Source organism: Caulobacter sp. (assembly GCF_039596335.1).
Classification (GTDB): Bacteria; Pseudomonadota; Alphaproteobacteria; order Caulobacterales; family Caulobacteraceae; genus Caulobacter.
In genome coordinates this window covers 140,850-160,704 of the sequence record NZ_JBCNJZ010000003.1, presented here as the reverse complement: position 1 = coordinate 160,704, position 19,855 = coordinate 140,850, and the positions used below count along the sequence as shown (strand labels likewise).

Genomic DNA, 19,855 nt, shown 5'->3' with positions numbered 1-19,855 from the left:
CCTCCCCTTCGCGGCCTGTGACGGCCGCCCCTCCGGCTAGTTACCGGTATCAATGAGGCGACATAAACATGCCATTTTCGATTTCGAAAGCGAAAAGTTACCGGTCACATTGGGAAAATGACGCAATCATATTGCGCACAACGCGGCATAAACTGGATCAACGAACGAGCCGGCCCGACCCGCACGAAAAACCGTCCGAAGGCGTGATTTTTTTGATGCCGCATTGAATGCGGACGTCGCAGCCCGCATCGTCTGGCCAAGTTCGGCGCACAGATATAGGGAGGGGCCGTGGGGAAACCGCAACGGCCGGGCGCCGAAACCGACGGACCGCTGTGGAGCGGCCTGGCCGCCTATCGCGAGACCTATGCCGACGACTGGGGCGATCTGTGCCTCTTCCTGCGCGCGCGCTTCGGACCGGGACCGCCGGAGCCGGAGGACGTGGCGCAACAGGCTTTCGTCCGGCTGGGCGAGCGTCCGGCCGACCAGCGGCACGAGAGCCCCCGAGCCTTCGTGTTCCGGGTGGCGATCAACCTGGCCCGCGACGCCTTCCGGCGGCAAAGGCTGACGACGCGGATCGTCGGCAGTTCGGATCCGGTCCTCGAGGCCGACGCAGAGCCTGACGCCGAGCGGGCGCTGATCGCCAAGCAGGAACTGGACGTCCTGAGCCGCGTGGTCGCGGGCCTGCCACCCCGGCACCGCGCCTTTCTGGCCGCCAACCGGGTCGAGGGGCTCAGCTTCGCCGAGATCGCTCGCCGGCACGGGGTGTCCGAAGCCCTGGTCCGCAAGACCGTCGGCGAAGCGGTCGCCGCCTGCCAACGCGCCGTCGCCGGCGGCGCGATCGACTTTCGAGGACTGTCCCGTGAACGCAACCGCGCCTGACGGCGAGATCGAGACCCAGGCTCGCGAATGGGCGCTGGCGGTCTTCGGCGAGCGGCTGCCGGCCGACCGCGCGCAGTCCTTCCGCGCCTGGCTGGACGCCGACCCGCGCCACGCCGCCGCCTACGCTTCAGCCGAGCAGCTGATGCTGTCCCTGCGCGACGTGCCGGCCCTGGCGCAACCGCAACGTCAGCCCGCGCGCCGCGCCTGGATCTGGGCTGCCCTGCCCCTAGCCGCCTGCGCGGCCATCGGCATCGGGGTTTCCAACCGCGCCACCGTGCTAGAGAGCGACCGCGCCGTACGTACCGTGGCCCTGCGCGACGGCAGCACCGCGATCCTGTCGCCCGGCACCCGCCTGCGCGAGGCCGGTTGGCTGTCCGGCCGCCGCTACGACCTGGAGCGCGGCGAGGCGCTGTTCGACGTGCAGCACGCCGAGGGTCGGCCGTTCGAGGTCCGGGCCGGCGAGGCGCAGGTCACCGTGCTGGGCACCCGCTTCGACGTGCGCAAGGGCGCCAGCGGCGAGATCGGCGTGGCGGTCGAACGCGGCCGGGTCGCCGTGCGCCGCGCGACCTTCGAGGCCGTCCTGGCGCGCGGCGACGCCCTGACCCTGGACGCCTCAGGCGTGCGCCGTGTGCGGCTGTCGGATCCGGAAGCGGCGGCCGATTGGCGACACGGGCAGCTCAGCTATACCTCGGCCCCGATGCGCGACGTGGCCGACGACATCAACCGCTTCTCAGACCTGAAGGTCGCCGTCGATCCGGCCGTCGCCGACCTGCGCCTGACCGCCAGCTTCCGCGCCGACCAGGCGCAGGCGTTCCTGGACAGCCTGCCGGCGCTACTGCCGCTGGAGGTCCGCACCCAGCCCGACGGCGTGCGGCTGATCGCGCCCCGGACGCGATGAGGCTTCGCCACCGCCTGGCGGCGGGCCTGGCCCTGGCGACGCTGGCCACGAGCGCCCAGGCCCAGGCGCAGAGACGGCTCGACCTCGATCTGCCGGCCCAGCCGCTGGCGCGGTCGCTGGTCGACCTGTCGTCCCGCTCCGGCGTGGTCATCGTCGCGCCCGCCGCCCTGACCGCCAACCGCGCCGCCCCGCGCGTGACCGGCCGCATGACCGCGCGCGAAGCCCTGCCCCGCCTGCTGGCCGGCAGCGGCCTGACCTTCGGCGTCGAGGCCAATGGCGTGATCCTGATCCGCCGCGCGCCGCCGGTCGTCGTCGCCCCCTCCCCGGCCCATGCCGCCCCGGAACCGGTCGAGGACCTGCCCGTCTCGGTCATCACCGTGGTCGCCCGGCCGCTGGGCGAGGCGGCCGCCAGCCAGGACCGCATCTCGCCGCGCCTGATCGACATCCTGGTGGAGGACGATTTGCAGCGGGCCGGTCCGGGTGGGGTCGGCGACGCCCTCGCGCGCCTGCCCGGGGCCAGCGCCAGCCTGGACGCCGGCGAGGCCCGACAACTGGCCGTGCGCGGCGTCGGGGCCCGCTTCACCCTGGTGCGGGTCAATGGCCTGGAAACCCTGGCCACATTCGGCGCCACCAACGCCGGCGGCGGCACAAATCGCGGCCGAGCCTTCGACTACAACGTCTTCGCCGCCGACCTCTTCCATCAGGTCCGCCTGCAAAAGACCGCCTCGGCCGACCTGGAGGAGGGCTCGCTGGGAGCCAGCGTCGACATGCGCACCCGCTCGCCGTTCGACCTGCCGGCGCGCAGCCTGCGCATGACCGCCGAGGCCACGCACAACGGCGCGTCGGGTCGCACCGCGCCGGGGGTCTCGCTCCTGGCCTCGGTCCGTGACCGCGACGACCGTCTGGGCTTCCTGATCTCGGCCGCCTATCGCGAGCGCACCACCGCCGAGACCGGGGCCAGCGCCGGCCAGTGGGAGAGCGGCACGGCGATCTTCCCCGGGTTCGCCGCCAGCCGCTCCGGCGAGAGCCTGGAGGTCTTGAACCAGGCGCTGCACGCCCGCATCCCGCGCCTGGAGGCCGTGCGCGCCGACCAGCGGCGCCTGGGCTTGACGGCCAGCCTGGAATGGCGGCCCGACGACCAGACCCACATCACCGCCGACCTCCTCTACGCCTCTCTGCACGTCGAGCGGCGCGAGGACCTGCTGGAAAGCTTCACCTTCCGCACCGCCGGCGGCTGCGACGCCCAGGGCTGCGGCCTGGGCGGGGTGACGGTCACCGAAGCGCAGATCGTCGACCAGGGCGGCCGCGTGCCGGTGCTGATCGCCGGGACCTTCGACAATGTCGATGTCCGCAGCGAGGCCCGTCGCGACATCCTGAAGACGGTGTTCCGGCAGTCCACCCTGTCGGCGACCCGCCGGCTCGGCGACGGCTACAAGGCCAGCGTATTGCTGGGCTACAGCCGCTCGGACTTCGGCAATCCCCGGCGCGATACGATCTGGTTGCAGCAGAGCGGCGTCACCGGTTTCGCTTACGACTTCAGCGACGCCAAACTACCGCGCGTCACCTTCGGCTCGGCCAACCTGACGGGCGCGGCGGCGTGGCGAGTGGCCGAGTTCCGGGCCGAGCCCAACTGGGTCGACAACATCCACAAGTCGGCGGCCTTCGACATCGAGCGCGACGGGCCGGTGGCCTGGCGGGCCGGGGTGCTGCACCGGCGATACGTCAACGCCGCCACGACCCTGTCGCGCAGCAACGGGACCATCGCCAACCTCAACAGCGACGTGCCGCCCGACCTGGCCGCCGCACCGATCGACGCCTTGAGTCGGCTGATCTCGATAAACTCCGCGTTCGGTGCGGGCCGCTGGCGGGCGATGGACGTCGAGCGCACCCTGGCCGGACTGGCGCGCCCCAGCCTGGGTCCCGAGACGGCGGCCAGCCTCAACTACGCGATCGGCGAGACCATCGACGCGGCCTTCGTTCAGGTCGCCCGGCCCTTCCGTGAGAATCGCCGGGTCTGGGGCGAGCTGGGCCTGCGCTGGATCGCGGCTCGCTACGACATCGACGGCCTAGGCGTCCTGGCCTCGGGCCTGGTTGGCGAGCAGAGCTTGGAACGCCGCGACCGCCGTCTGCTGCCGTCGCTGAACCTGGCCTGGCGCGTGGCCCCGGACGCGGTGCTGCGCTTCGGCGCGGCCAAGGTCGTGGCGCGACCGGACCTGGCAAGCCTTCGCCCCGGCCTCGGCGTCTCGACCACCGGCACCAAGATGGTGGTCGTCGGCAATCCAGACCTCGAGCCGACCCAGGCCCGCACCCTGGACTTGGCGCTGGAGTGGCGGCCGACCGACGACCTGGGCTTGAACCTGGCCGTCTTCCACAAGTCGCTGTCGACCGTGGTGCAGTCGACCGTCACCCGGCCAGGCGCCTTCGCGGCCAATCCGTTCGGCCTATCGGCGGACGTGGCGACCCTGGCCTGCGGGTCCTCGCCCGGCTGCTCGCCGGACCTACCGATCTGGCAGTTCGCACGGCCCGCCAATTCCGGCGAGGGCCGACTGGACGGCGTCGAGCTGGCCTTCAGTCGGCGGATCGAGCGCGGCGACGGCGTGGCCTGGCGGATCAATGGCGCGGCCTCGCACGCCCGCTCGCACGTCTGGCTGATCGGCAAGTCCGGGGCCCTGGTCCGCACCGAGGACGCCCTGGGCGCGCCGCGAACGGCGGCCTTCCTGTCGGTGCAGCGGCGTGACGGACCGACCAGCGCCGGCGTCACGATCAGCCACCGCAGCGCCTTTGTCGCCACCGCCCCGGCTCCCAATGGCGGGGATGTCGACGGGGTCAACGCCCTGACCCGCGTGGATATCAACACCAGCCACAGGCTCTCGCCCGCCGCCGAGCTGACCCTGGATGTCTTCAACCTGACCAACGCCGCCGACCGGCAGTTCAGCGACACCACCCACATCCCGACCTATCTGCACCGGGTGGGCCGCGACGTACGGCTCGGCCTACGGATGACGTTCTAGCGGTCCAGCTGCTCGGCGTAGCGGCCGGGCGAGATGCCGAACGACTTCTGGAACAGGGTCGCAAACGCGCTGAGGCTCGAGAAGCCCAGGGTGCGGGCCACCTGGGTCGCCGACTGCCGGGCGCTGAGCATGGCCGCCGCCTGGGTCATGCGCAGTTGCTGGCGCCAGGCCACGAAGCTCATGCCGGTCTCGAGGCGGAAGTTGCGGGTGAAGGTCCGGCGGCTCATGCCCGCCTCATCAGCCCAGGCGTCGATGTCGCGCGGGTCGGCCGGGTCCTTGCGTAGCGCCGCGCAGACCCGCTGCAGCCGCACGTCGTCAGGCAGGCGCGGCCCGGCCTCGGTCGAGGGCGGCGCGCGGGTGATCTCGCCCAGCATCAGGCGGACGATCTCGCCTTCCCGGCCCGCCGCGTCATAGCGGGCGTCGAAGGTCAGGAGCTCCTTCATCAGGGCGTGCAGGAACGGGCTGATGTCGATGACGCGCAGGTCGTCGGGCTGCGGCGCGGCGTCCACGGTCACGTAGAGGACGTTGTAGGCGGCCGGACCTCGACAGCTGACCTCGTGGCGCATGCCGGCCGGGATCCACACCCCGCGTCCCGGCGGCAGCACGATGGCCGCGTCCCCCGCCCGCACCGCCGCCACGCCTTCCAGCCGGTACGAGAACTGCGCCCGATCGTGGGCGTGCGGCGGGTCGTAATAGCCCTTGGACGAGCGACCGTAGAAGCCGACCACGGGGCGGACCGGCGGATGGTCGGCGCTGCTCTGGTCGATAGGCGGTTCGGCTAGGTCGCGGACGGACAACAGGATTCTCTAAACTGGCTTCGCGCGACAGGTCTGCCCGAAAGGCCGATCTGGAACGGGTCGATATGTTCCGCGATCGGGCCAAAGGCGCGCCCGATCATTGCGACTGGTTCTCAATAGCGCTAGGCGACGCCGAATTCAAATTGGCTTGACCACAGAGAGTCATCGGGCGTGAAGACGGCGGGCATCGTGCAGGACAAATCCAGGGAAAAGATCCTCGGCGGCGTGGATGTCGCCGCGCGGATCGTGCTGGCCATTCCGGGCGCCTACTACGCCTCGGCCGCCTGCGCGATGCTGATGGCCCGGACGCTCCCCGCCGCGCGGCTGGACGCCTCGCTGTGGGCCACGATCCTGTCGTTCGCGGTCTATTGCGCGCTGGTGATCTGGATCTTCGCCGCCGCCAGCGCCCTGCGCGCCGGCGCGGTCGTGGCGGCGGTCGGCCTCGTCGCCTGGCTGGGTGCGGGGTGGGCGGCATGAAGAAGCAGCGTTTCCGACAGTCTCAAGCCGGACTGCACACCTGGACCGGTCTGCTGGTCGGCTGGATCCTTTACCTGATCTTCCTGAACGGTACGGTCAGCTACTGGCGCGAGGAGATCACCCGCTGGTCGCGCCCCGAGATCGCCGCGACCAAGGACCTGGAGACCGTCGCGCGCGGCGCGATCAGCCACCTGAGCGTCACCGCGCCCAAGGCCGCCTCCTGGACCATCACCCTGCCCGACGAACGGGCCAGCGGCGCGACCGCCACCTGGAAGGCCAAGGGCAAGCCCGCCTTCCGGCGCGGCACGGACCCGAACGCCGTCATCATAGGCCCTGACGGCAAGCCCGTGACGGTGCGCGACACCGAGGGCGGCAACGCCTTCTACCGGCTGCATTTCGACCTGCGCTACATCCCCGTGCTGTGGGGCCGCTGGGTGGTCGGCTTCTGCACCATGTTCATGCTGGTCGCGATCATCAGTGGCGTGATCACACACAAGAAGATCTTCACCGACTTCTTCACCTTCCGGCCGGGCAAGGGTCAGCGCAGCTGGCTGGACGCCCACAACGCCCTGGCGGTGCTGTCGCTGCCGTTCCACGCGATGATCACCTACACCGGGCTGATCACGCTGATGGTGCTGTACATGCCGTTCGGCGCGACGGCGAACTATCCGACCCTGAAGGCCTATTACGCCGCCACCGCGTTGCCCAAGCCGCCCAAGGCGTCGGGCGAGGCCGCGCCGCTGGTTGACATTGGCCAGGTGCTGCGCGTCGCCGACCAGGCCTGGGACGGCGGCAAGCCCACCGTCATCCGCATCGACAATCCCGGCGACAAGGCCGCCCAGATCACCGCCTATCGCCGGCCCAGCGAAACCCTGGTCGATGGTCGCCACGAGCTCGTGCTGGACGGCGTCACCGGTCAGATCCGCTCGACGGCCGAGCCCAGCTCCAGCGGCATGATCGCCCGGGGCGGCATGGTCGGACTGCACGCGGCGCGCTTCTCGCCGATGACCCTGCGCTGGTTCTTCTTCCTGTCGGGCGTGGCCGGCACCGCCATGGTCGCCACGGGCCTGGTCATGTGGACCTCCAAGCGCCGCGCCAAGCTGGAAGGCCGCAGGCACTTCGGCTTCTGGCTGGTCGAGCGGCTGAACATCGGCACGGTCGCGGGCCTGCCGCTGGCCATGACCGGCTTCCTGTGGGCCAACCGCCTGCTACCGCTGAACCTGCCGAACCGAGGCGACTGGGAGGTCCACGTCATGGCCCTGACCTGGCTGGTCATGCTGCTGCATGCCTTCGTCCGTCCGCCGCGCAAGGCCTGGATCGAGCAGCCGGGCCTCACGGGCCTGGCCCTGGTGCTGCTGCCCGTCTTCGACCAGGCGGCCACGGCGCGCGGCCTGATCGACAGCCTCAAGGCCGGCGACGGCGCCCTAGTCGGCATGGAGCTGGGCCTGCTGAGCCTGGGCGCAGCCTTCCTATTCATCGCCTGGCGCGTCGCCAAGCCCCGCGCCCCGCGCAAGGCCGAGCGCGTGCGCGCGCCGCAACTGGCGGAGGCGCGCGGATGATCGTCCTGGCCCTGCTTCTCAGCCTGGTCGGCTTTGCGACCCTGGCCCTGGCCATGGACCGCCACCACCAGGCCGTCCACCGCACCCGCCCCGACAAGCGCCGGAAGCACCTGATGCAACTCGGCGGCGCGACGGCGCTGACCCTGTCGCTGGTGGCCAGCGTCGTGGCCTGGGGCCCCGCCTACGGCGTGATCGGCTGGCTGGGCGTGCTCAGCGCCGGGGCCGCGCCGGTGCTGCTGATCCTGACCTACGCGCCGCATCGCCTGGCGATCCGCCGAAAACCCTAAAGCCCCTCCTTCCCTCCCGAAACGCACAGGAGCCCTGCCTTGTCCGCGCCCTTCCGCACGTCCGTATCCCGCCTCGCCCTGCTCGCCGCCCTGGCCATGAGCTCCGCCGCCCATGCCCAGGCGACCGATGACACCACCGTCGACAGCGTCCTGGTGACCGGCCGCACCGAGGGCTACCAGGTCAAGGGCACCAACACCGCCACCAAGCTGCCGCTGACCCTGCGCGAGACGCCCCAGTCGCTGACCGTCTTCACCCGCCAGCGGATCGAGGACTTCAACCTGATCACCGTGGCCGAGGTCTTCGCCCAGACCCCGGGCGTCAACGTCCAGCAGTACGATTCCAACCGAATCCTGTTCAACGCGCGCGGCTTTGCGATCACCAACTTCCAGTTCGACGGCGTGCCGACCCAGTACACCACCGGCGCCGGCGGCAATTCGGTGCTCTCCGACACCTCGATCTATGAGCGTATCGAGGTCGTGCGCGGCGCTACGGGCCTTGTCACTGGCGCAGGCGATCCGTCGGCGACGATCAACATGGTGCGCAAGCGCCCGACCGAAGACTTCCGCGCCTCGACCAGCCTGTCGGCCGGCTCGTGGAACTATCGCCGCGGCGAGTTCGACATCTCGGGCCCGCTCGCCCTGAACGGCAAGGTGCGCGGCCGCCTGGTCGGCGCATATACCGACCGCGAGTCCTTTGTCCGCTTCCAGCATGACCGCTCGCCCAGCCTGTACGGCGTGGTCGAGGTCGACCTGACCGACAACACCCGTCTGCGCGTCGGCGCCGACTATCTCCGCACCGACTCGCAGGGCGGCGCCTGGAGCGCTTCGCCACTGTTCTTCCGCGACGGTACGCGCGCGGAGTTCCCGCGCTCGTACAGCGCCGGCGCCAAGTGGAACCGCTGGGAGCGTGACAGCTACAATGCATTCGGCGTGCTCGAGCACGACTTCGGCGCCGGCTGGGTGGGACGCGTCGCCTACAACAACCGCTCGACCGACACCGAGAGCCTGCTGCTGGCCGGCTCCAACAGCACCGGCTTCGCCGATCGCACCACGGGGCGCGGCCTGACCATCTCGGACACCTACACGGTCAGCGAGACGCGCGAGCAATCGGTCGACGCCTATGCCTCGGGTCCGTTCGAGGCGTTCGGTCGCCAGCACGAACTGGTCATCGGCGGCAACTTCTTCAATCGCAACCTGCGCACCATCAACGCGGGCATCACCAGCCGTCCCTACGTCGTGAGCGCCTTCCCCAGCATCTATGACTGGAACGGCGACATCGGCCTGCCAGGCGTCTCCAACACCGGCAAGCCGCGCAGCATCGCCAACACCACCGAGGCCGGTCTCTATGCGGCCGTACGCCTTAACCCGACCGATCGCCTGAAGATCATCGCCGGCGGCCGCTTCAGCGACTGGGACACCAAGACCGACAACTACAACGTCACCACGGCCGCCTACACCACCACGACCGGCCGCTATGGCGAGAGCCGCATCGCGCCCTATCTGGGCGTGCTGTACGACCTGACCAGCAACCTGACCGCCTTCGTCAGCTATGCCGACGTCTTCCAGCCCCAGAACCTGCGCGACAAGAACTTCGAGCAGATCGCCCCCAAGATCGGCGGCAACTGGGAAGGCGGCCTGAAGGCCGAGTTCTTCGACAAGCGCCTCTATGCGTCGCTGAACGGCTTCTACATGGAGCAGGACAACGTCGCCGAGATCGACCCGACGGCGCTGCCCAACAGCCTGCCCGACGGCTCGACGCCCTACCGCACGGTCAGCGGCGTCAAGACCAAGGGCGGTGAGTTCGAGGTGTCGGGCGCGATCACCCCGGCCTGGAGCATCACCGGCGGCTATACCTACACCCACAACGAAGACGCCAAGGGCCAGCGGGTGTTCACGGTCAATCCGCTGCACATGCTGAAGCTGAACTCGACCTACAAGCTGGGCCGCTGGACCCTGGGCGGCGGCGTCCAGTGGCAGACCGAGGTGTTCCAGAACATGAACGCCCCGACGGGCCGCTTCACCGCGGCGGGCGCGCCGATCCTGGCCGCCACCCGCGTCACCCAGGGCAGCTACGTCCTGGCCGACGCCCTCGTCCGCTACGCCTTCACCGACAAGATCAGCGTCGGCGTCAACGCCACCAACCTGTTCGACAAGCACTACTATCGCAACGTCGGCTACTTCAACGGCGGCTACTGGGGCGAGCCGCGCCGGGTGTTGTTCAACCTGCGCGCCCGCTACTAGGGCGCAACAAAGGGGTCGCTCGCGCGGCCCCTTTTCTTTTTCGCGGTTGGTGGGAACGGAAGTCTGCTCAGCCGGTTCTTATCTGCGTCCGGACAGCGGCTTCATGGCCCTGGGGACGCCAGCGGCCCGGCCTCACGCCCCCCCGACAGACGCCGGGCCGCACTTCCCTCCCCATAGCGAAGACAAAAGCGGCCATCGCCCCTGTGCGTGCGCGACGACGCGGCCTAAGAGGTGCGCGGGGGAAACGCCGTAGCTCGTCGAGTGTCACCGTGACCGTTTGCCTGCTCCCCGCCCCGACATCCTCGAAGGACGTGCGAGCCCTGGCGTGGTGAGGCTGCGCCGGCGCGGCCTGGCCTCCATCAGCGCCGAAGTCCGCGACGGCATCGTGCCCGCCGCCGACGGCGTGACCGTCGCCCCCGCTGCGGGGGCGGTCGTCGATCCGCCGCACAAGCGCTCGTATCGCGTCGTGGCGATGATCATCGCCTGCGCCCTCTTCATGGAGCAGATGGACGCCACCGTGCTGGCGACCGCCCTGCCGACCATGGCCCGCGACTTCGGCGTGCCCGCGCCCAGCCTCAGTTCGGCCCTGACCACCTATCTGCTGGCCCTGGCGATCTTCATCCCCGCCAGCGGCCGCCTGGCCGACCGCTTCGGGGCCAAGACCGTGTTCCGGCTGGCGATCGCGGTCTTCATGCTGGGCTCGATCCTGTGCGGCTTGGCGCCCAACCTTCCGACCCTGATCCTGGCCCGCTTCCTCCAGGGCGTGGGCGGGGCGATGATGATCCCGATCGGACGCCTGGTGCTGCTGCGTTCGGTGGCGCGCCAGGACATGGTCTCGGCGACCTCGTGGCTGATCATGCCGGCCCTGATCGGTCCGATCCTGGGCCCACCGATCGGCGGCTTCATCGTCACCTATCTGGACTGGCGCTGGATCTTCTATCTGAACATCCCGATCGGCATTCTGGGCATCGTTCTGGTCACCCTGTTCATCGACGAGATCCGCGGCGAGCGGCCGCCCAAGGCCGACGGCCTCGGCTTCCTGCTGTCGGGCGTGTCGTTGGGTTGCCTGCTGTTCGGCTTCGAGATGACCAGCCGCAGCGGCGAGCTGCCGGCCGCTCTGGTGCTGATCGCCATCGGCTTCGCAGCCGGCGTGCTCTACATCCGCCACGCCAAGCGCCACATCGCGCCGATCCTGGATCTCAGCCTGATGCGCGTGTCGTCGTTCCGGCTTTCGGTGATCGGCGGCTCCCTGACCCGGATCACGCAAGGCGCCCAGCCCTTCCTCCTGCCGCTGATGCTGCAGCTGGGTTTTGGTATGACTGCCGCCGCCAGTGGCGCGATCACCATCGCCGGGGCCATCGGCTCGCTGGCCATGAAGAGCCTGGCGCCACGGCTGCTGCGCCGCTTCGGATTCCGCGACAGCATGATCGTCGGCGGCCTGGCCGCCAGCGCCGGCTATGCGGTCTGCGGCTTCTTCCGTCCCGAATGGCCGGTCTGGCTGATTTTCCTGACCCTGCTGGTCAGCGGCTTCTGCATGTCGTTCCAGTTCACCGCCTACAACACCATCGCCTATGACGAGATCCCGCCCGAGCGGATGAGCGCGGCGACGAGCTTCTACTCGACCTTCCAGCAGCTGATGCTGTCGATGGGGGTGTGCGTGGGGGCCGGGGCGCTGCACGTCGGCATGCTGGCCGGCGGCCACGAGACGCCGCGCCTGCGCGACTTCACCCTGGCCTTCCTGGTGGTGACGGCGATCTCGACCTCGGCGACGATCTGGAACCGCCGCTTCGACAAGGACGCCGGCGCCGAGCTCAGCGGCCGGAAAAGCGCTTAGGAGGCGTAGGTGCGAGCCTTGACCAGCGGCAGGCTGGGGGCCTGACGCTCGCGCAGGGTGCGGTACAGGTGGACGCCGGCGACGATGACCGCGACCAGCAGCGCCAGGCCGCCGATGGCCAGCCACAGGGCCAGGCCTTCCAGCTCGAACATGGCCAAGCCGCGCGCGGCGACATAGCCCGGGGCCAGCAGGGCGGCGACCCAGATCGCGGCCGAGCCGACATTGGCCGACTGGAACACCCAATTGCGCATCTGCAGCATGCCGGCCATCACCGGCACGAAGGCGCGCAGCGGGCCGAAGAAGCGGCCCACGAAGATCGAGACCACGCCGTAGCGGCGCGCGAACAGGCGCGTGCGGGCCAGGGCGCGACGGTGCGGCTTGAAGGCCTTGTGACGCATGGCGCGCGCGCCCAGGCGGCGGCCGATCCAGAACGAGATGGCGTCGCCGATCACCGCGCCGGCCACGCACCAGGCGAACACTTCGTGCATCTGCAGCACGCCGCTGGCGATCAGACCGCCGGCCAGCAGCATCAGCGCCGCGGCCGGAACGAACGCACCGATCAGCACCAGCGACTCAAGCAGGGTCAACGCCCCCAGCAGGGGACCGGCCCAGGCTTGGTGGTCCGAAATGAACGCGGTGACGGGTGCGAGCAAACTGGTCATGAGATCCTTCGAACGCGCAGATAGGCGCGATCGTGGTCCGCTATAAGGCGACGCAATGTCCCTGCGTCACTTTAAATTCGACTGTGGCTGAAATACCGCCGATTTCGGCTCCCACCCGCCGCCCAACGCCAGGAAAAGGTTCACCTGGTCGACCGCGACCTGAGCCTCGGACGCGGCAAGCGCCGCCTCGGTTCCTGCCAGGGTTCGCTGGGCGTCCAGACCGGCCAGATAGGGGCTGCGACCGGCGCGATAGAGACGCTGAGCCTGGCTCTCGGCCAGCTCGGCCTGATCGCGCGCGGTCTTGAGCGCGGCCTGGCGCTGCAGGTCGTGGGCATAGGCGTCCAGGCTTGTCTCGGTCTCGCGCAACGCGTTCAGCACCACGCCGTCGAAACGGGCTAGGGCCGCGTCGGCGCCGGCCTCGGCCTGGCGGATCCGGGCGCGCTCGCCCTCCCCTGGCAAGGTCCAGGTGATCAGCGAAGTCAGGCCCCAGCGGTTGGCGGGCGCCAGGCCGATATCGGCCAGCAGACCCGTCGAGCCGGCACCCGCGCCGAGGGTGATGTTCGGATAGAGGGCGGCAGTGGCGACGCCGATCCGGGCGGTGGCCCCGGCCAGGGTCCGCTCGGCCTGTCGCACGTCGGGACGACGCTTCAGCAGCGCCGCGCCGTCGCCGACCGGAATGGCCTGGGTCAGGGTCGGCGGATGGGCGCAGGCCTCCACCGCCTTGGGGAATTCCGCCGGCGGCTTGCCGGTCAGGGTGGCCAGCTTGAACAGCGCCGCGCGGCGGCGGCTCTCGAAGGAGGGCAGGCTGGCGCGCGACTGGTCCAGCAGGGCCTGTGAGCGGGTGACGTCCACGGCCGTGCCGCGTCCGGCCTTCACTAGCCGGCGGGTGACGTCCAGGCTGCGAACCTGCAGGTCGACCGTGTGCTGGGCGACGCCCAGTTCGTGACCGTTGGCGCAGGCCTCGACATAGGCGCGAGCGACCTCGGCGGCGACGCTGACGCGGGCCAGATCCAGGGCGGCCTGACTGGCTTCGGCGTCAGCATGGGCGGCCTCGGCGGCGCGCTTCAACCGACCGACCAGATCGACCTGGTAGGACACCTTCACCCCGACATCGGCCAGGTTCTCGACCGGCAGCTGCTCGGCCTTCAGGAACTGTTCGCCGGACTCGCGAGAGTGCATAGCCGCGGCCGAGGCCCCCAGCTTGAAGCCGCCCGCATCGTCGGCCTCGCCGGCGATGGCGCGCGAGCGGGCCAGATTGGCGGCGGCGACGCGCAGGTCGGTGTTGGCGGCCAGGGCCTCTTCGACCAGGCCGTTCAGGACCGGGTCGTCATAGAGCTTCCACCAGCCGGCTGGAACCGGCTCCTGGCTGACGACCTTGGACGCCGCGCCCATGAACGGCCCCTGCGCCGTGGGGGCGTTGATCTTGGCCTCTTCCGGCAGTTTGTAGTTCGGGCCGACGGTCGTGCAGGCGGCCAGGGCCAGCAGCGAGCCGGCGACCGCCAGGGTTCTGAGCGGGCTCATCGCGCGGCTCCGATCACCGCGACGGTGGCGGTGCGGCCGGCGATCAGGCGCAGGTCGCGCGGCGTCTGGTCCAGGGCCACCCGCACCGGCACCCGCTGGGCCAGGCGCACCCAGCTGAAGGTCGGATTGACGTTGGGCAGCATGGAATTGCTGGCGCCCCGGTCGCGGTCCTCGATGCCGGCGGCGATCGACTGGATGTGACCCTTCAGGGCGCGATCCTCGCCCATCACCTTGACCGAGACCGGCTGGCCGATCCGCAGGCCCGACAGCTTGGTCTCCTCGAAATAGCCCTCGACGCGGAACGAGCGGGCGTCGATCAGGGCCAGCACCGGCTTGCCGGCGGTGACATAGTCGCCGGTGCGCAAGGTCAGGTCCGACAGGAAGCCGTCGGTCGGGGCGTGGACGACCGTGCGCTCCAGGTTCAGGGCGGCGACGTCGCGGGCGGCCAGGGCCTGGGCCAGAGCCGCTTGGCTCAGCTCGACCTTGGACTGGCTCTGTTCGGTGATCTCGCCCGCCACCAGGTCGCCCAGGGTCCGGTTGCGGGAGAACTCGCGACGGGCCTGGGCCAAGGCGGCGCGCTGGGCGGCCACGGCGGCGTCGGCCTGCCTCAGAGCCAAGGCGTAGCGCTCTCGGTCGACATAGAAGAGTGGCTGGCCGGCCTTGACGGTCTGGTCGTTGACCGCGTCGACGCGGGTGACCAGGCCCGAGACGTCGGGGGCCACCTGGACGACGTCGGCGCGGACGCGGCCGTCGCGGGTCCAGGGATCGACCTGGTAGTGGGTCCACAGCGCCTTGCCGCCGATCAGGGCGGCGGCGACGACGACGCCGGTGACGGCGACGCGGCCGGCATAGGGCAGGATGGTCTTCAGCGGGGGCATGGTCAGAACTTCAGCGGTGAAGGGACCGCGACGATCGCGGCCCAGAGGATGACGAACAGGGCGGTGTCGAACAGCGCCGGGTGCCAGACGAACCGGTAGGCGCCGACCTTGGACAGCACGCGCCGCAGCACGAACGAGGCGGCCAGGGCCAGCACGGCCGAGACCAGGACGGACGACAGGAAGACCCCGTCGATATTCAGCTCTCCGGTCATCGGACGGTCTCCGGAACGAAGGCGGGCGCCTCCGGGAACAGGTTGCGGCGCAGGCCCACCAGGCCCGAGACGCCGTTCACGGCCGAGGCCGCAGGGGCGATCGACAGGCCGCGCAGGGCCGCGTCGATGCGGGTCAGCAGGTCGTCGGCCGGCGGCTGGCGACGGCCGGCGGCCAGGGCGGCGAAGTGGTCGCCGACGCCATCGAGCGCGGCGTCCAGGCGGTCCTGGCTCTCGGGCGGCAGGTCCGGGCGGGCGGCCTGGACGGCGACCAGGTTCATGCCGATCCGCAGGTCGCGCAGGGCGTCGACGCCGACGAAGTCACGTTGCGGTCCGGCCTCGGCCAGCTTCGGCGTCAGCATGCCCAGGCGGTCGACCAGGATGGCGGCGAAGGCGGCGGGCTCGGGGGCCTGGCGGGCACGGGCCAGACGCGACAGGCCGCGCCAGGTGCGAACCAGCAAGCGCCGGGCGCTGGCGTCCGCGCCCATCGAGCGCAGGGCCGCCGTGACGACGATGGCGAACAGCAGACCGACGAACTGGCCCAGATTGCCGTTCAGGAAGCTGGCGAAGTCGGCGCTGAAGGTCTCGTGCAGGGCCAGGGCGTTGCAGAAGCCGATCAGCACGGCCAGGGCCGCGCCCATCCGCTTGGGGTCGGGAATGTACAGACCGATGAAGATCAGCGGCGGGGCCATCACCGCCAGCAGCAGCGGGAAGCCATCGATCGCCGGCAGGATGGCGAACATGTAGACCGCCGACAGCGGCAAGGCCGCCAGCGAGAAGATGCCGAAGCTCTTGATGGCCGGAACGGGGTCATCCATCGCCGCGAAGAAGCAGCAGAAGACGGCGGCCATGACCGGCGCTGCCGCGCCATCGCCCCAGCCGGACAGGATCCAGACGGCGCAGGACAGCATGATGGCGATCACCGCCGCCCCGCCCGACAGCAGAGCCAACGGCAGGTCGGCGTGCATGGGGTTCAGGCCCTTGGCGCGGGTCGAGGCGTCCAGCTGCGGCGACAGCGGCGCGTCAGGATTGTTCAGGCGGGCCATCAGGGCGTGGCCCTCGGCCAGGGCCCGGACGGTGTCGGACAGCCGCACCAGCAGGCTTTCCAGCAAGAGGTTCGACCAAGCCGCGCCGCGACGGGCGACGGCCAAGGCCTTCAAGCGCTCGATCAGGTCCAGGCCCGCGTCGCGCTGGCCGCCAGCCTCGATCCAGGCGACGACTTCGTTCAGCGCGCCGCGCACGCCGTCGTCGCGAACCTCCCGCAGGGCCTCCATGCGATCGGCGAGCCCGGACAGCAGCGGGATCAGGATCAGCATGCGCTCGTGCAGGGCGCGGACGACGCCGGTGGTTTCGCGCAGGCGCGAGGTGTCGAACGGCAGGTGGACGGCCAGCATCTGGATCTCGCTGGCGGCGGCGGCCAGGTGGCGGCGGTCGCGGGCGATGGCCTCGGCGTCCTGGCCGCGCAGCACGTCCAGCGCCCAGCGGTCGGCCTCGCCCAGCCAGGTGGTCAGGCGCTGCTTCAGCACCGTGCCGACCGGCTGCGGGAACACCAGGCTATGGACCAGGGTGGCGCACAGGATGCCCAGCCCGATCTCGACCACCCGCCAGACGGCGACGTCGAACACCGCGCCCGGCTGGCTGACACTGGGAAAGCCGATGATCGCGGCGGTATAGCCGGCCAGCATCAGCACATAGCTGCGCGGCGTGCGGTCCAGCAGCGAGATGGTCAGGCACGCGCCGACCCAGAGGGCCAGGGCCAGCGACAGCAGCCACGGGGCGTTGACGAGGTTCGGCACCAGGGCGACAGCGGCTGCGGCGCCCAGCATGGTGCCCAGCACGCGATAGACGGCCTTGGAGCGCACGGCCCCGGCCAGCGGCTGGCTGACGATATAGGCCGTCGCCATGGCCCAGTACGGCCGCGGCAGGCCCAGGGCGAAGCCGATGTAAAGGGCGAGCAGCGCCGCCGCGAAACTGTTCACCGAGAACAGCAGCGTGAACCGATTGAACTTCGGAAGCATGGGATTTTGGCGTTTAGCCCCCCTGCCCGGCCGCGGCGTCCAGGGCGGCCTCGAAGGCCGCGAAGGTTCGCAGGGCGGCGGAGAGATCGGCGTCGCTGACCCCGGCCAGCATCTGGGCGCGCACCACCTGGACGGCGTCCTCGACGTCCTTGGCGAGGGCCTGCCCCTCGGCGGTCAGGTGCAGGGTCTTGGCGCGTTTGTCGGTGGGATCGTCGCGGCGCTCGACCAGGCCGGTCTGGCACAGCTGGTCCAGGATCCGGACCATCGACGGCCCCTCGACCCCGACCTCCTCGGCCAGCACGCCTTGGCGCATGCCGCCGCCGGCCCGGGCGATATGCAGCACCGGCATGGCCTTGGCGTCCGAGATGCCATGAGCGGCCAGGGCGCGATTGACCTCGCGGCGATAGATCCGCGCCAGGCGCAGCAGCGTCTGGGCGAAAGCGCGTTCATCGAGAGTGCGGGGCGGGATCATGGAACAACGATCTTTTAGATAGGTAGCTTCCTATTTAAATTAGATAGCATCCTACCTATCCAACCTCAAGCGCGGCGCCGAAGAAATTTGATGCAGTGCAAAAGAAAAGGGCCCGGCCTTGGCCGAGCCCTTTCGCGATCGCGTTACCCCAGCGCCGTCTTGTACAGCGCCAGCAGGTTGCTCCAGGCCTTCTCGGCGGCCGGTTCATTGTAGACTTGGCTGCCCTTGACCGTCCAACCGTGGGCCGCGCCCTCGAAGACCTCGACCTGGGCCGGGCGCTTGGCCTCGGCGAAGGCGGCCTTCAGCTTGTCCTTCACGTCCGGCTCCTTCTTGTCGTCGTTGTCGGCGATCTCGATCAGGTAGTGGGCGTGGGTCTTGGGGATCAGCAGGTGCGGGCTGTCGGCGTCGGCCGTGACCAGGCCGCCACCATGGAAGCTGGCCACCGCGGCGATGCGGCCGGGCGCGGCCGCGGCGGTGCGGAAGGCCAGCGGACCGCCCATGCAGTAGCCCTGCACACCGATCTTCTTGGACTTGTCGGTCTGGGCCTGGGCGTCGAGGAACTTCACATAGGCCTCGGCGTCCTTGTCGGCGCCGGCCGGGGTGACGGTGGCGCGCAGCGGCGTGATCTTGGCGCGGTCATCGGGGTTGGCGAAGTTGAACCCTCCCTCGATCACCGGCGCCTTCCTGACCCGGTAATAGAGGTTGGGGACCAGGACGACATAGCCGGCGGCGGCCAAGCGGCGGCCCATGTCGCGGAACACCGGCCGCAGGCTCATGACGTCGGGCCACACCAGAACCGCCGGCCACTTGCCCTTGCCTTTCGGATAGAACAGCGCCGCGTCGGCCACTCCGTCAGGCGTCTTGATGGTGACGTCGCGCTCCTCGACCTTGTCGTCGGCGCGAGCGACGGTGGCGACGCCGGTGGCCGCCACGGTCATCAGGCCGAACATGCGGCGCGAGACGCTGGGATCGTGAACGAGGCCTTGGTGGATATCGTCGTCGCACATGGCGCGGTCTCTCCCTCTGAGCTGGGAGCGGCACCCTATAACCGCGTTCTCGCGCCGCCTATCCAGTTTGGCTAACCGGCCTGATACGTCGCCTTACCGGGAAGCAGCAGGTCCTGCTTGCGGCCGTCACACAGGGCATAGGTGAAGCCCGACTGGATCGCCCAGGCCCCGACCTCGCCCTGCTTGTTCACGGCCAGGAAGCCAACTTGGAAGTCCTTGGCGTGCGGCTTCTTGCGCAGGATCCGCTCGACAGCCTCGCGGCAGGCGGCCTCGGGCGAGCGGCCCTGGCGCATCAGCTCCACGACCAGGAAGCTGCCGACATTGCGGATCACCTCCTCGCCGACGCCGGTCGAGGTGGCGCCGCCGACCTCGTTGTCGACATAGAGGCCCGCGCCGATGACCGGACTGTCGCCGACCCGGCCGCGCATCTTCCAGGCCATGCCGCTGGTGGTGCAGGCGCCGGCAATGTCGCCCTTGGCGTCGATGGCCAGCATGCCGATGGTGTCGTGGTTGTTGGCGCCGCCCGGCGTGCCGAACTGGCCGGTCGTGCTGCGATAGTCGAGGTTCTCGATATTGGCCTTGGGCGCATACTTGGCGTCGGCCTTCCAGGCTTCCCAGGCGGCCTTGGACTCGGCCGTCAGCAGTTCTTCGCGCGGGAAGCCCTGCTCGATCGCGAACTGCAGGGCGCCGGCCCCGACCAGCATCACGTGCGGAGTCTTCTCCATCACCCGGCGGGCGACCGAGATCGGATGGGCGATGTGCTCCAGCGCCGCCACCGAACCGCAGTTGCCCTGCTCATCCATGATGCAGGCGTCCAGAGACACATGGCCGTCGCGGTCGGGATAGCCGGCCCGGCCGACCGTGTGGTTCTTCAGGTCCTGCTCGGGCACGCGCGCCCCAGCCTCGACGGCGTCCAGCGCCCGGCCGCCCTTGGACAGCACCGCCCAGGCGGCCTGGTTGGCGGCGACGCCGAAGTCCCAGGTCGAGATCACGCACGGACCGTCCAGCTTGGTCACCGGCTGGGCGGCGGACGCCTTCGCGCCCAGCATCGCCGATCCGACGAGCGACGCACCGATCAGGCCTCTGCGATTCAACATTCTCGTGC

General features: G+C 70.1%; 17 protein-coding genes. 8 read left to right on the top strand and 9 right to left on the bottom strand.

Translation table 11 applies throughout. The features are described 5' to 3' along the window. Nucleotides 1-288: 288 nt before the first annotated feature. The 3 genes from ABDW31_RS07295 to ABDW31_RS07285 are packed head-to-tail and all read left to right on the top strand — an operon-like array spanning nucleotide 289 to nucleotide 4,788. Nucleotides 289-879 (top strand): RNA polymerase sigma factor, encoded by a 591-nt coding sequence (locus ABDW31_RS07295; RefSeq protein ID WP_184717824.1) that lies wholly within the window; start codon nucleotides 289-291, stop codon nucleotides 877-879. Beyond that, nucleotides 860-1,777 (top strand): FecR domain-containing protein, encoded by a 918-nt coding sequence (locus ABDW31_RS07290; protein ID WP_184717822.1) that lies wholly within the window; start codon nucleotides 860-862, stop codon nucleotides 1,775-1,777. Before ABDW31_RS07295 ends, ABDW31_RS07290 begins: the two co-directional genes overlap by 20 nt. Further along, on the top strand, nucleotides 1,774-4,788 hold the full coding sequence (locus tag ABDW31_RS07285) for a TonB-dependent receptor (protein ID WP_184717820.1): 3,015 nt from the start codon (nucleotides 1,774-1,776) through the stop codon (nucleotides 4,786-4,788). Before ABDW31_RS07290 ends, ABDW31_RS07285 begins: the two co-directional genes overlap by 4 nt. On the opposite strand, the gene ABDW31_RS07280 is transcribed toward ABDW31_RS07285, so the two are convergent. Further along, a complete protein-coding gene (locus ABDW31_RS07280; RefSeq protein WP_343698453.1) occupies nucleotides 4,785-5,585 on the bottom strand; it encodes a helix-turn-helix transcriptional regulator in 801 nt (266 codons plus the stop codon). The genes ABDW31_RS07285 and ABDW31_RS07280 overlap by 4 nt on opposite strands. Before the next feature lie 171 nt (nucleotides 5,586-5,756). On the opposite strand from ABDW31_RS07280, the gene ABDW31_RS07275 reads away from it, so the two are divergent. From ABDW31_RS07275 to ABDW31_RS07255, 5 genes are all read left to right on the top strand, one after another. Next, nucleotides 5,757-6,062, top strand: coding sequence for an iron transporter (locus ABDW31_RS07275; RefSeq protein ID WP_184717816.1), 306 nt, complete (start codon nucleotides 5,757-5,759; stop codon nucleotides 6,060-6,062). Continuing rightward, on the top strand, nucleotides 6,059-7,621 hold the full coding sequence (locus ABDW31_RS07270; protein WP_184717814.1) for a PepSY-associated TM helix domain-containing protein: 1,563 nt from the start codon (nucleotides 6,059-6,061) through the stop codon (nucleotides 7,619-7,621). The genes ABDW31_RS07275 and ABDW31_RS07270 overlap by 4 nt, the downstream gene beginning before the upstream one ends. Further along, a complete protein-coding gene (locus ABDW31_RS07265) occupies nucleotides 7,618-7,908 on the top strand; it encodes a DUF3325 domain-containing protein (RefSeq protein WP_184717812.1) in 291 nt (96 codons plus the stop codon). Before ABDW31_RS07270 ends, ABDW31_RS07265 begins: the two co-directional genes overlap by 4 nt. A 39-nt stretch (nucleotides 7,909-7,947) precedes the next feature. Continuing rightward, nucleotides 7,948-10,149, top strand: coding sequence for a TonB-dependent siderophore receptor (locus tag ABDW31_RS07260; protein ID WP_221444646.1), 2,202 nt, complete (start codon nucleotides 7,948-7,950; stop codon nucleotides 10,147-10,149). Nucleotides 10,150-10,474: 325 nt separating this feature from the next. Beyond that, nucleotides 10,475-11,983, top strand: coding sequence for an MDR family MFS transporter (locus tag ABDW31_RS07255; RefSeq protein WP_221444645.1), 1,509 nt, complete (start codon nucleotides 10,475-10,477; stop codon nucleotides 11,981-11,983). Here ABDW31_RS07255 and ABDW31_RS07250 read toward each other — a convergent pair. The 8 genes from ABDW31_RS07250 to ABDW31_RS07215 all read right to left on the bottom strand — a co-directional run bounded on the left by ABDW31_RS07250 (nucleotide 11,980) and on the right by ABDW31_RS07215 (nucleotide 19,847). Next, nucleotides 11,980-12,645, bottom strand: a complete 666-nt coding sequence (locus ABDW31_RS07250) for a DedA family protein (RefSeq protein WP_184717810.1) — start codon at nucleotides 12,643-12,645, stop codon at nucleotides 11,980-11,982. The two genes, ABDW31_RS07255 and ABDW31_RS07250, sit on opposite strands and share 4 nt — an antisense overlap. 66 nt (nucleotides 12,646-12,711) lie before the next feature. Then, on the bottom strand, nucleotides 12,712-14,166 hold the full coding sequence (locus tag ABDW31_RS07245) for an efflux transporter outer membrane subunit (protein WP_184717808.1): 1,455 nt from the start codon (nucleotides 14,164-14,166) through the stop codon (nucleotides 12,712-12,714). Further along, complete coding sequence (locus tag ABDW31_RS07240) at nucleotides 14,163-15,044, bottom strand: efflux RND transporter periplasmic adaptor subunit (protein WP_184717807.1); 882 nt, start codon at nucleotides 15,042-15,044, stop codon at nucleotides 14,163-14,165. The genes ABDW31_RS07245 and ABDW31_RS07240 overlap by 4 nt, the downstream gene beginning before the upstream one ends. Before the next feature lie 2 nt (nucleotides 15,045-15,046). Next, nucleotides 15,047-15,256: a DUF1656 domain-containing protein gene (locus tag ABDW31_RS07235; protein WP_184717805.1), complete on the bottom strand. Its 210-nt coding sequence runs from the start codon at nucleotides 15,254-15,256 to the stop codon at nucleotides 15,047-15,049. Continuing rightward, nucleotides 15,253-17,271 carry an FUSC family protein gene (locus ABDW31_RS07230; protein ID WP_184717803.1) on the bottom strand — a complete coding sequence of 673 codons (2,019 nt, stop codon included), beginning with the start codon at nucleotides 17,269-17,271 and terminating at the stop codon, nucleotides 15,253-15,255. Before ABDW31_RS07230 ends, ABDW31_RS07235 begins: the two co-directional genes overlap by 4 nt. A gap of 13 nt (nucleotides 17,272-17,284) precedes the next feature. Next, a complete protein-coding gene (locus ABDW31_RS07225; RefSeq protein ID WP_184717802.1) occupies nucleotides 17,285-17,743 on the bottom strand; it encodes a MarR family transcriptional regulator in 459 nt (152 codons plus the stop codon). A gap of 143 nt (nucleotides 17,744-17,886) precedes the next feature. Next, nucleotides 17,887-18,750: a dienelactone hydrolase family protein gene (locus tag ABDW31_RS07220; protein ID WP_184717800.1), complete on the bottom strand. Its 864-nt coding sequence runs from the start codon at nucleotides 18,748-18,750 to the stop codon at nucleotides 17,887-17,889. Nucleotides 18,751-18,821: 71 nt separating this feature from the next. Beyond that, nucleotides 18,822-19,847, bottom strand: coding sequence for a N(4)-(beta-N-acetylglucosaminyl)-L-asparaginase (locus ABDW31_RS07215; RefSeq protein WP_184717798.1), 1,026 nt, complete (start codon nucleotides 19,845-19,847; stop codon nucleotides 18,822-18,824). Nucleotides 19,848-19,855 lie beyond the last annotated feature (8 nt).

Bases quoted from the DNA above. Each gene is read 5' to 3' on its own strand.
- ABDW31_RS07285 (WP_184717820.1), top strand. From the start codon at position 1,774: ATGAGGCTTCGCCACCGCCTGGCGGCGGGCCTGGCCCTGGCGACGCTG.
- ABDW31_RS07270 (WP_184717814.1), top strand. From the start codon at position 6,059: ATGAAGAAGCAGCGTTTCCGACAGTCTCAAGCCGGACTGCACACCTGG.
- ABDW31_RS07265 (WP_184717812.1), top strand. From the start codon at position 7,618: ATGATCGTCCTGGCCCTGCTTCTCAGCCTGGTCGGCTTTGCGACCCTG.
- ABDW31_RS07250 (WP_184717810.1), bottom strand. From the start codon at position 12,645: ATGACCAGTTTGCTCGCACCCGTCACCGCGTTCATTTCGGACCACCAA.
- ABDW31_RS07245 (WP_184717808.1), bottom strand. From the start codon at position 14,166: ATGAGCCCGCTCAGAACCCTGGCGGTCGCCGGCTCGCTGCTGGCCCTG.
- ABDW31_RS07240 (WP_184717807.1), bottom strand. From the start codon at position 15,044: ATGCCCCCGCTGAAGACCATCCTGCCCTATGCCGGCCGCGTCGCCGTC.
- ABDW31_RS07235 (WP_184717805.1), bottom strand. From the start codon at position 15,256: ATGACCGGAGAGCTGAATATCGACGGGGTCTTCCTGTCGTCCGTCCTG.
- ABDW31_RS07230 (WP_184717803.1), bottom strand. From the start codon at position 17,271: ATGCTTCCGAAGTTCAATCGGTTCACGCTGCTGTTCTCGGTGAACAGT.
- ABDW31_RS07225 (WP_184717802.1), bottom strand. From the start codon at position 17,743: ATGATCCCGCCCCGCACTCTCGATGAACGCGCTTTCGCCCAGACGCTG.
- ABDW31_RS07220 (WP_184717800.1), bottom strand. From the start codon at position 18,750: ATGTGCGACGACGATATCCACCAAGGCCTCGTTCACGATCCCAGCGTC.
- ABDW31_RS07215 (WP_184717798.1), bottom strand. From the start codon at position 19,847: ATGTTGAATCGCAGAGGCCTGATCGGTGCGTCGCTCGTCGGATCGGCG.